The organism is Phenylobacterium sp. CCH9-H3 (assembly GCF_001557235.1).
Classification (GTDB): domain Bacteria; phylum Pseudomonadota; class Alphaproteobacteria; order Caulobacterales; family Caulobacteraceae; genus Phenylobacterium.
On the sequence record NZ_LSJI01000121.1, the window covers coordinates 18,877 to 29,313 of the forward strand.

The 10,437-nt window shown below is 68.1% G+C and carries 10 protein-coding genes; 4 read left to right on the top strand and 6 right to left on the bottom strand.

The window, feature by feature from the left end; genetic code table 11:
• Positions 1 to 6 precede the first annotated feature (6 nt).
• The 3 genes from AX721_RS12215 to AX721_RS12225 all read right to left on the bottom strand — a co-directional run bounded on the left by AX721_RS12215 (position 7) and on the right by AX721_RS12225 (position 1,749).
• The gene (locus tag AX721_RS12215) at positions 7 to 213 is read right to left on the bottom strand and encodes a DUF3126 family protein (protein WP_068876285.1); all 207 of its coding nucleotides are present in this window, start codon (positions 211 to 213) and stop codon (positions 7 to 9) included.
• A 62-nt stretch (positions 214 to 275) separates the two neighbouring features.
• Positions 276 to 1,106 carry a serine O-acetyltransferase gene (cysE, locus tag AX721_RS12220; RefSeq protein WP_068876298.1) on the bottom strand — a complete coding sequence of 277 codons (831 nt, stop codon included), beginning with the start codon at positions 1,104 to 1,106 and terminating at the stop codon, positions 276 to 278.
• Between the two features lie 28 nt (positions 1,107 to 1,134).
• Positions 1,135 to 1,749 (bottom strand): NUDIX hydrolase, encoded by a 615-nt coding sequence (locus AX721_RS12225; RefSeq protein WP_068876286.1) that lies wholly within the window; start codon positions 1,747 to 1,749, stop codon positions 1,135 to 1,137.
• Positions 1,750 to 1,834: 85 nt separating this feature from the next.
• On the opposite strand from AX721_RS12225, the gene AX721_RS12230 reads away from it, so the two are divergent.
• Entirely contained in the window at positions 1,835 to 2,446 is a 612-nt protein-coding gene (locus tag AX721_RS12230; RefSeq protein WP_068876287.1) for a nitroreductase, read from the top strand.
• A gap of 299 nt (positions 2,447 to 2,745) precedes the next feature.
• Here AX721_RS12230 and queF read toward each other — a convergent pair whose 3' ends face one another.
• Complete coding sequence (gene queF / locus AX721_RS12235) at positions 2,746 to 3,201, bottom strand: preQ(1) synthase (protein ID WP_068876288.1); 456 nt, start codon at positions 3,199 to 3,201, stop codon at positions 2,746 to 2,748.
• Positions 3,202 to 3,254: 53 nt separating this feature from the next.
• Here queF and AX721_RS12240 point away from each other — a divergent pair, with 53 nt between their 5' ends.
• The 3 genes from AX721_RS12240 to AX721_RS12250 all read left to right on the top strand — a co-directional run bounded on the left by AX721_RS12240 (position 3,255) and on the right by AX721_RS12250 (position 7,102).
• Positions 3,255 to 4,055, top strand: coding sequence for an SDR family NAD(P)-dependent oxidoreductase (locus AX721_RS12240; protein WP_068876289.1), 801 nt, complete (start codon positions 3,255 to 3,257; stop codon positions 4,053 to 4,055).
• A 185-nt stretch (positions 4,056 to 4,240) separates the two neighbouring features.
• Positions 4,241 to 4,939 carry a TorF family putative porin gene (locus AX721_RS12245; protein WP_068876290.1) on the top strand — a complete coding sequence of 233 codons (699 nt, stop codon included), beginning with the start codon at positions 4,241 to 4,243 and terminating at the stop codon, positions 4,937 to 4,939.
• A gap of 216 nt (positions 4,940 to 5,155) precedes the next feature.
• Complete coding sequence (locus AX721_RS12250; protein WP_156696747.1) at positions 5,156 to 7,102, top strand: nucleoside-diphosphate sugar epimerase/dehydratase; 1,947 nt, start codon at positions 5,156 to 5,158, stop codon at positions 7,100 to 7,102.
• A 7-nt stretch (positions 7,103 to 7,109) separates the two neighbouring features.
• Here AX721_RS12250 and AX721_RS12255 read toward each other — a convergent pair whose 3' ends face one another.
• Together AX721_RS12255 and AX721_RS12260 are read right to left on the bottom strand one after the other, a co-directional pair.
• The gene (locus AX721_RS12255) at positions 7,110 to 7,508 is read right to left on the bottom strand and encodes a hypothetical protein (RefSeq protein WP_068876292.1); all 399 of its coding nucleotides are present in this window, start codon (positions 7,506 to 7,508) and stop codon (positions 7,110 to 7,112) included.
• Positions 7,509 to 8,159: 651 nt separating this feature from the next.
• Complete coding sequence (locus AX721_RS12260) at positions 8,160 to 10,025, bottom strand: phosphoenolpyruvate carboxykinase (GTP) (protein ID WP_068876293.1); 1,866 nt, start codon at positions 10,023 to 10,025, stop codon at positions 8,160 to 8,162.
• Positions 10,026 to 10,437 lie beyond the last annotated feature (412 nt).

Consider the following 10,437-nt stretch of genomic DNA (forward strand, 5'->3'; position numbering starts at 1 on the left):
CGCCCGCTAGGGCAGGTCCTCGGCCAGGATCGACATGTTGAAGACGTACGAGCCGTCGCCGTCCTCGTCCTCGAACACCACGCCGATGAATTCCTCGCCGATATAGACCTCGGCGGAGTCCTTCTGCTTCGGCCGCGGCACGAGCGTGATGCGCGCGTTCGCGAAAGTCCCCCGGAGGTGGCCTTCGACCTTGCGGATAGCTCTCTCGTCCACGCCAAAACGCTCCGTGCAAATCGTTGCGCGGAACCTAGCCGGTCCGGCGTCCGGGCGAAACCTTAGATGACGTAGTCGTACACAGCATCGGCCAGGGTGTGGTCCATGCTCTTGGCCGGCTCCTCGCAGGTCGGGCAGTTGACCAGCCGCGCCGGCACCCCGGCGGCGGTGCAGCCCGACGGCACGGGCTTCAGCACCACCGAGCCCGAGGCGATCTTCGCGTAGTCGCCGATGGTGATGTTGCCGAGCACCTTGGCGCCCGCGCCCAGCAACACGCCGCGGCCGATCTTCGGATGCCGGTCGCCCTGCTCGGCGCCGGTGCCGCCCAGGGTCACGCCCTGCAGCATGGAGACGTCGTCCCCGATCACGGCGGTCTCGCCGATCACGATGCCGGTGCCGTGGTCGACGAAGACGCCGCGGCCGATCCGGGTCGCCGGGTTGATGTCCACCTGGAACAGCTCGCTCGACCGGCTCTGCAGATAGAACGCCAGCGTATGGCGGCCCTCGTTGTAGAGCCAGTGCGCCACCCGGTGCGTCTGCAGGGCCAGGAAACCCTTGAAGAACAGGAACGGCTGGACATAGCCCTTGCAGGCCGGGTCGCGCTCGAACACCGCCTTCAGGTCGGCCTCCGCGATCTCCACCAGCGACGGATCGGCCTCATAGGCCTCCTCGACCGTGTCGCGCAGGCTCATGGCCCGCAGCTCCTGGTCGCCCAGCTTGCGGGCCAGCTGATAGCTCAGCGCATCGCCCAGGCTGTCGTGGTTCAGGATCACCGCCGCCAGCAGGCTGGCCAGGGCGGCCTCGCTCTTGGCCGCGACATAGGCCTCGTTGCGCAGCGCCGCCCAGACCGGCGGCGGGGTGGCGGGGTTCACCACCTCCAGGCGCTGACTCATGGTCTCCTCCCGACCCATAGGCTTCTCCCTAGCCTAGCATGGCGCGCGCCAGCGCGGGCGCCAAAAGCCCTTCCCGAGCCATATGGTAAGCCTTCAGCAGCATCGCCACCGTCAGCATGTCCTTGATGTCGCCGGCCATCGCGACGTCCAGCGCCTCGCGGAACGGAACCCGGGCGACTTCGAGCGCCTCGGTGTCGTCCATCTCCTGTCCCGCCCGGGCTCGCGAGAGGCCCAGAGCCAGGAAGCCGAACATCAGCTCGTCGGTGACCGAGTTCGACAGCTGCGTGCGCATGATCTCGTGCCACTCGGACGCCTGCAGCCCGGTCTCCTCGGCCAGCTCGCGCTTGGCGCTCTCCAGCGGGTCCTGGCCGACCGGGCCGCCGCCTTCGGGCAGCTCCCAGCTGTAGTCCCCCGCCGGAAAGCGGTTCTGCCCGACCAGGACGGTGGAGCCGTCGTCGTAGAGCGGCAGGATGGCGATTGCATAGTTCTTGAAACCGACCAGCCCGTAGCGGGCCGGGACGCCGGTCGGCGCCGTCGCAGCGTACTCGGTCACCGAGATCCAGGGATTGTCGTAGACCACCGTCTCCGGACCACGCGCCCAGGGCTTGCCGTGCGATCTCAGCCAGGCCGGCTTCTCCATCATCTTCCTCACCCTCGCCTTGCGGATCGCGACCGCGCCCCCATAAAGAGGTTCCCCCCTACCGGGACTCCAGACACCGGACCAGCCGTTGACCTCAGCCCTGCCGCCCGCCCCCGCGTTCGGGGCGGCGCTTCCCTTCGAAGCCGCCCTCGACGTCCTGCGTTTCCTGGCGCTTCGCCGTTCGACCCCGGCGGTGACGCTGGCCGAGCCTGGACCGGATGCGGGCCAGCTCGCCGACCTCTTGCGGATCGCCGCCCGCGCGCCCGACCACGGCAAGCTGGCGCCGTGGCGCTTCGTGATCCTGGAGGGCGCGGACAAGGCGGCCTTCGCCGCTAGGCTGGACGCCCTCGCCCAGTCCCGCGGCGATGCGACCCTCGCGGCCAAGCTCGCCAAGCTGAAGATCCCGCCCACGGCCGTGGCGGTGATCTCCTCGCCCCGACCCGCCGCGATCCCGGAGTGGGAGCAGATCCTGTCCGCCGGCGTCGTCTGCGCCAACCTGCTCTACGCGGCCCTCGCCATGGGCTTCGGCGCGAACTGGATCACCGACTGGTACAGCTACGACGCCGAGGCGACGGCGGTTCTGGGCCTGGGAGACGGCGAGCGGGTGGCGGGCTTCATGCTGATCGGCACGGCTCGCGAGGCGCCGCTGGAGCGGGAACGCCCGGTCCTGGATCCCCTCGTCCGCCGCTGGACGCCCTAGCGGCGATCGCCAGAAACACGGCGGCCGGACGACGCGCCGCGCCGCCCGGCCTGAGGTGACACGCCCGAGGAGAGTATGGGCCCCTTCCCTATAGGCCTGCCAGCGCCTTTTGGGAAGCCCGAATAGCCGCACGAAGGGGGTCGCCATCCCTTTTCGCGCCTCACGAGAATGTCAGGACTGCCGTCTTCGCAAGTACGATCCCGAACGTCGACCGAATTGCGGTTACGATATCTCAGGCGACGGCAAGTATTCGCGAACCTTGTGCCCGCGGGGTGACTGCGCCCGCGCCTCAGGTGGGCTTATCCCCGCCCCCGATACGGCGCGACCCCTTGATCCGGCAGCCACAGTCCTTCGGGCGCCGGCCCACTTTGCCAGAACACGTCGATGGGAATTCCGCCGCGCGGATACCAGTACCCGCCGATCCTCAGCCACTGGGGCGTGAGAAGGTCGATCAGGCGCTTGCCGATCGCCACCGTGCAGTCCTCGTGAAAGGCGCCATGGTTGCGGAACGAGCCCAGGTAGAGCTTCAGCGACTTGGATTCCACCAGCCAGTCGCCGGGCACGTAGTCGATCACCAGATGTGCGAAATCGGGCTGGCCGGTGACTGGGCACAATGACGTGAACTCGGGCGCCGTGAAGCGCACCAGATAGGCCGTGCCGGGATGGGGGTTCGGCACGCGTTCCAGGACCGCCGCCTCGGGGCTGTCGAAGCCCCGGGTCTCGCGGCCCAACTGCGTGAGGTGGGTCTCTTCCATGGCGGGCGCTTTACCGGCTACTAGCACCCCAAACAACATCGGGAGGCGCGGCGATGGCTGAGGGCGACTATCAGGACTTCGTGGTGGTGGTGACCGGCGCGTCCACCGGGCTCGGGCGGGCGGTGGCCGTCGAGGTCGCGTCCCGGGGCGCAAAGGCCGTGGTGATCAACTACGCCCGCAACCGCGACGACGCCGAAGAGACGGCGCGCCAGTGCCAGGCCCATGGCGCGGAAACCGTGCTCGTCCAGGGCGACGTCGCCAACGACGACGATTGCCGCCGCATCGCCGCGGCCGCGGAGCCCTACGGCCGCATCGACGCCCTCTTCAACAATGCGGGCACGACCAAGTTCAATGGCCACGCCAATCTGGATGGCGTCTCTGGTCAGGACTTCCTCGACCTCTACGCCGTGAACGTCGTGGGCCCATACCAGATGGTCCGCGCCTGCCGCGCCCTGCTCGAGGCGGCGCCCCGCCCGGGCGCGGTGGTCATGACGGCGTCGATCGCCGGGGTCACCGGAATCGGGTCCTCCGTCCCCTATGCCGCCTCCAAGGGCGCGCTCAACACCATGACCCTGTCCCTCGCCCGCGCCCTGGCCCCGAGGATCCGCGTGAACGCCGTGTGCCCCGGCTTCATCGACACCCCGTGGTTCGGCAAGGGGATGGGCGAGGCCGCGGCCGAGAAGGTGCGCGCCAACGCCGCCGCCAGCACCCCCCTCAAGGTGGCGTCCACCGCAGAGGATATCGCCGCCTCCGCCGTCTTCCTGGCCTCGCCCCACTCGCGTCACGTGACCGGGGAGACGCTGCTCGTGGACGCCGGATCGCACCTCGGATTCGCCGCACTGGTGGCGCGCTAAAAACTCTGCCGCCAGGTCAATTTGCCTGCTTTCCGGGCAGTGCGGCACGCGGGCGCCCAATCTCTCGTCAGCCATCCCGAGGCGGCGCTGTCGTGTGTTCGTCACGTTGTGATCTGCACGCCGGCCCGACGACCATGGTTACGCCCGTCGGCTTCGGCCGGACGGACGTAAGAGGGGATAAGAGAATGAGAACGCTGAAAATTGCGCTGGCGGCCGCTGTTGGCTCGCTGGCGCTCGCTGGCGCCGCGCAGGCGCAGGACAGTGGCCCGAGCTTCGCTTTCAACGTGGGCGCCAACACCGACTACGTGTTCCGCGGCTTCAGCCAGACCGACGAGGATCCGTCGGTGTTCGGCGGCATCGACGCCTCCCTGGGCATCGGCTACGCCGGTGTGTGGGTGTCGACCGTCGACTTCAACAACGGCACGGACGCCGAATTCGACCTGTACGCCGGTATCAAGCCGACGGCGGGCCCGATCACCTTCGACATCGGCGTGATCTACTACGGGTACGTCGACCAGCCCTCCGGCTCGAACCAGGACTATTGGGAAGGCAAGGTCGCGGCCTCCGTCCCGGCCGGTCCGGCGACCCTGGGCGCTGCGGTCTATTACTCGCCTGAGTTCTTCGGCAAGACCGGTGACGCTTGGTATTACGAGGCGAACGCCGCCGTCGCGGTGCCCGACACGAAGTTCACCTTCAGCGGCGCCATCGGCCGCCAGGAAGTGGACACCGGGATCGACTACACGACCTGGAACGTCGGCGGCGGCTATGCCCTGACCGACAACATCAGCCTCGACCTCCGCTACTTCGACACCAACGTGTCCAAGAACCTGTCCGGCGGCCTCGCCGACGCGCGTGTGGTCGGCGGCATCAAGTTCGCCTGGTAGTCGCAACCAAAGCTTAGCTTTGTCGGTTGTACGGAAGCCGTCGCGGACCTCGCGGCGGCTTTTCCGTTGCACGGGGGGCGCCCTGTTCTTAAGTTCGGCGGCGCTCGCCGGACGCCTGTTACGAACTAGTCGGGCGCCGACCGCGGAAAAACTCCGCCACGTCCAAGTTTTACTGGCTGCCCGCTCGACCGGGCCTATGGTTTGGGAATCGCTATCGTGAGTGGAGTGCGGCGCATGGAGCGGATGGCCGTCCGGGCCCAGACCGTGATCTTCGACGCCCTGCTCGCGGCTCTCGCCTTCGCCATCGCGTTCTTCGTCGCCCCGACCCAGCCCGAACTGGGCTTCGGGCAGGCCGGCGCCTTGAGCTTCTTCCAGCTGGCCGCGCTCTACGCCGCCATCGCCGCCGCCTTCAGCCTGATGTTCCGGCGCGAGCTGTCGCCCTGGCGCTACGTTTCGATCCCCGACGCCCTGGTGCTGGCCCGCAGCGCGCTGCTGACGGTGGGCGTGTTCCTCCTGGCGGTCTTCGTGCTGGACCGCGCCGAGGGCCTGCCCCGCTCCACCCTGGTGATGGCGCCCCTGTTCCAGATGGTCAGCGCCATGGGCGTGCGGATCATGCGCCGCGCCCTGCACGAACACGCGCTCGAAAGCTTCTCGCCGCTCAAGACCATCACCGACCGGATGACCCAGTCGCCGTCGCTGCTGCTGATCGGCCCGCCGTCGCTCGCCGACACCTACCTGCGCGACGTCGCCCGCAGCCACGACCGCACCTATACGCCCGTGGGCATCATCGGCACCGACCGCCGCGACGTGGGCGCCCAGGTGCGCGGCGTCTGCATTCTCGAGGCCATCGACCGCCTGGACGAGGCCCTGGCCGACCTGCGCCGCTGGAACCGTTACCCCCGCGCCATCCTCTTCCTCGAAGAGCCGGGCAAGCTGAAGGGGCTCACCGCCGACGCGCTCGGCCGCCTGAAGACCGACGGCATCCGACTGCTGCGCCTGCCCTCCATCGTCGAGCTGTCGCAGCACGACGGCCTGACCCTGCTGCCGATGCGGGACATCAACATCGAGGAACTGCTGGCGCGCGAGCCGATCGAGCTGGACCGCCGCGCCATCGGCGGCTTGATCAAGGGCCGGCGGGTGCTGATCACGGGCGCCGGCGGCTCCATCGGCTCCGAGCTCTGCCGCCAGGTCGCCGCGTTCAACTGCGCGCACCTCACCGTCGTCGACTTCTCAGAGACCGCGCTGTTCGAGATCGAGCGCGAGATGCGCGAGACCTTCCCGCACATCTCGGTCAAGGCCGCGCTGTGCGACGTCCGCGACGGCCGCCGCATCACCGCCGTCCTCGGGCGAGAGATGCCGGACCTGGTCTTCCACGCCGCGGCGCTGAAGCATGTCTCCATGGTCGAGCGCCATCCGATCGAGGGGATCCTCACCAATGTGATCGGCACCTGGAACGTGGCCGAGGCGTCCAAGGCCTGCGGCGCAGGCCAGATGGTGCTGATCTCCACCGACAAGGCCGTGGACCCCACCAACGCCATGGGCGCCGCCAAGCGCCTGGCCGAAGCTGTGATCCAGGCCCAGCAGAGCACCGTGGAGGGCACCCGGTTCTCGGCCGTGCGCTTCGGCAACGTCCTGGGCTCGTCCGGCTCGGTGGTGCCGATCTTCAAGTCGCAGATCGAGCGGGGCGGGCCGGTGACGGTCACCCACCCCGACATGACGCGCTTCTTCATGACCATCCCCGAGGCCGCCCAGCTCGTGCTGCACGCCACGGCCGCCTGCCATGAGGACGATCGCCGCGACTCGCGCCTCTTCCTGCTGGAGATGGGCGAGCCGGTCAGCATCCTGGACCTCGCCCGCCAGATGATCGCCCTGTCGGGCCGCCGCGACATCGAGATCGAGATCACCGGCCTGCGCCCCGGCGAAAAGCTCACCGAGGCGCTGCTGGACGAGACCGAACACGCCCTGCCCGCCGCGCCCAAGGTGATGGAGGTGATCTCCAACTCCGCCGTCCGGGTCACCCCCGGCCACATCGAGGCCCTGGCGGCGGTGGTGGACGCCGGCGACGTGGAGGCGGTCCGCGCCACCCTGTTCGACCTGGTGGCCCAGGTCCGTGGCGAAAAGCCAGCCGCTCAACCCAGCCTGCGCGTGATCACGGGCGGCTAGCGCAGCCTCAACCGCACACCTTGCTTGATGGAGCCACCGGCCAACCCTTGGGCTGTACGGAGGGATCCCTCACGTACAAGCGCCAGTCCGACCCGATCGCGAGGGGGGTCTGCCCGCCCATGCTGCCGTCGATCGTAGCTTCCGGCACGACTGGAAAGGTCCAGCGGCACCCGCCGCCCTCGACCACCACGTGATTGCGGAACATGTAGCCCGCCGGAAGGTCTGCGTCTTCACGAGGGCGGAGCTTATAGGCCTTGTCCGGCCCGACTTCGCCGGGAACGCTCGCGAGGAAACGGACTTTGACCTCGCCGGAGGTCTCGTTCTTCAGCGAAACCATGGGCATCGGATCGCAGGCGCAAAGCGTCAGCCCGGTCGCCAGCAACACACCGGAGCCCAGGAGTCTCATCGCGCACTCGATCGAGGCCGACTTCTTGGCCAGGGTCTTGCCGGCTGCATCTGAGGTCCGCGCTCATTCCAATTTCGCGGCCCATGCCAATCACGGTCGAAAAGCGACGCCGTCAGCCCGCCCAGCGCGTTCGACGGCAAATACGCTGGTCCCAGCTGACGCCCCTGTAGGACATGCTGACGCTCATGCTCCCACACCGGATGCCCCTCACTGGCCTCCTTGTTCCGCCACGTCCTTCTCCCAGCCGGAGAATAGGGATCGTCTCCATATGCAGTGACCTCGCCGAGCGTGATCGCTCCCTGGTAGGCCATTGGATTGTTGAAGAACTCTGTCCTTCCGCCTCGCGTCGAAATGCGCGGCTGCGGAACCCGCCGGTCCACGGCATGGGCCATGATCCCGAGAGTATGACCTACGCTGCCATAAGCCAAACCGGCCGCTGTGTTCGGCGCGTTGAACAGTTGCCCTACGACCTCCCCGACACTGACGCCGCCGATCTTCCCGTCCCGCTTCGCCATTCGTCCACCTCTGCCTGCCAGCATCAGAGACTGACAGATAAAGGTCTCCACGTCAAGAACAAAACAAGAACATCAGCACGCCGCACGACAAAGGCCGCGGCTCGCCCGCGGCCTTTTCGTTGCGCTCGGGAGGCTTCTACTCCGCCGCCACGATCCGTTCGTCGGCCGCCTCGTTGGCCGCCGCCGCCTTCAGGCGTTCGACCAACGCCGCGTACTCGTCCCACAGCGCCTTAGGCATATGCTCGCCGAACCGCTCGTAGAAGGCCGGGATGAGGGCCGCTTCCTGCGTCCAGATGGCCGGGTCCACGGTGAGCAGCAGGTCCAGCTGCGCGTCGGTCAGGCTGAGGCCCGACAGGTCCAGGCTGGCCTTGGTCGGCACGCGGCCGATGGGCGTCTCCACCGCGTCGGCCTTGCCGTCGAGGCGCTCGGCGATCCACTTCAGCACGCGGCTGTTCTCGCCATAGCCCGGCCAGACGAACTTGCCGCGCTCGTCCTTGCGGAACCAATTCACGAAGAAGATGCGCGGCAGCTTGGAGGCGTCCGCCGCCTCGCCCGTCTTCACCCAGTGGTTGAAATAATCGCCCATGTTGTAGCCGCAGAACGGCAGCATGGCGAAGGGGTCGCGCCGCAGTTCGCCGATGGCGTTCTCCGCCGCGGCCGTGCCCTCGGAGGCCACGTTGGAGGCCATGAACACGCCGTGGCGCCAATCGCGGGCTTCCGTGACCAGCGGCACCGCGGAGGCCCTGCGGCCGCCGAACAGGATGGCCGAGATCGGCACGCCCGCCGGGTCTTCCCACTCGGGCGCCGCCACCGGGCACTGCGAGGCGGGCACCGTGAAGCGCGCGTTCGGATGCGCGGCCGGCTCGGCGCTGTCCGGGGTCCAGTCGCGCCCCTTCCAGTCGATGAGGTGCGCCGGCGGCTCCGGCGTCAGGCCTTCCCACCACACGTCGCCGTCGTCGGTCAGGGCCACGTTGGTGAAGATCGAATTGCCCCAGAGGGCGTCGATGGCGTTGCGGTTGGTCTCGATCCCCGTCCCCGGCGCCACGCCGAAGAAGCCGGCCTCGGGGTTGATGGCGTAGAGGCGGCCGTCCTCGCCGAACCGCATCCAGCAGATGTCGTCGCCGATCGTCTCGGCCTTCCAGCCCGGCAGCGTCGGCTGCAGCATGGCCATGTTGGTCTTGCCGCAAGCGCTGGGGAAGGCTGCGGCCACGTACTTCACCGCCCCCTCCGGCGAGGTGAGCTTCAGGATCAGCATGTGCTCGGCGAACCAGCCCTCGTCGCGGGCCATGACCGAGGCGATGCGCAGGGCGAAGCACTTCTTGCCAAGGAGGGCGTTGCCGCCATAGCCCGAGCCGTAGGACCAGATCTCGCGCGTCTCAGGGAAATGGACGATGTACTTGATTTCGTTGCAGGGCCAGGCGACGTCCTTGACCCCGTCCACCAGCGGCATGCCCACCGTGTGGACCGCCGGCACGAAGAAGCCGTCCTCGCCCAGCATGTCCAGGGCGCCCTTGCCCATGCGGGTCATGATCTTCATCGACACGGCCACGTAGGCGCTGTCGGTGATCTCCACCCCGATCTGGCTGATCTTCGAGCCCAGCGGCCCCATGCAGAACGGCACGACGTACATCGTGCGCCCGCGCATCACGCCCTTGAACAGGTCCTTCAGGTCCGCGCGCATTTCGGCGGGGTCCAGCCAGTTGTTGGTCGGGCCCGCGTCCTCGGGCTTTTCCGAGCAGATGAAGGTGCGGCTCTCCACACGCGCCACGTCCCGCGGGTCGGAGGCGGCGTAGAACGAGTTCGGGCGCTTTTCCGGGTTCAGCGGCTTCAGCGTGCCGGCGGCCACCAGCTCGCCCGTCAGCCGGGTCCATTCGGCGTCCGACCCATCGCACCAGACGACGCGGTCGGGTTGGGCCAGGTCGGCGATGTCACGCACCCACTGCACCAGTTTCGCGTGTTTCGTCGGCGCGGGCTCAAGCCCCGGCACGGTCTTCAGGCTCATAGACAACGACTCCTTGGGCCCATTACGGCACAGCTGACTGTCCCGAATTGCTCTCTCGCTGAGAGCAATCTCATAGAATGAGAAGCTGCGTCTGCATACCTTGGGCCAGTCCGAACGCCTTCCACAACGCGTGATCGTACTGATCTGGTTCAGAGTTTCGGCATCTTGCCTGTGGAAAGGCCGGTCTGGCCGGGAGGCGGCGCTGCGATCGGACGATTCGCCGGCGGAGCCTGGGGAGAACGTGCGGGCCGCTCCCCCGCGACCCGCACGCCATGACGCCACCCCCAAGACGGCCGCCGCGAGGCGCCGTCAACCATATGACGTCCATGCCTAGACGCCGCCGACCGGCCTCACCCCCCGCCCCCCGCGCAGCAAAGTTGGCGCGGCCCGCAGAATGCGGCATGTCTCTGGG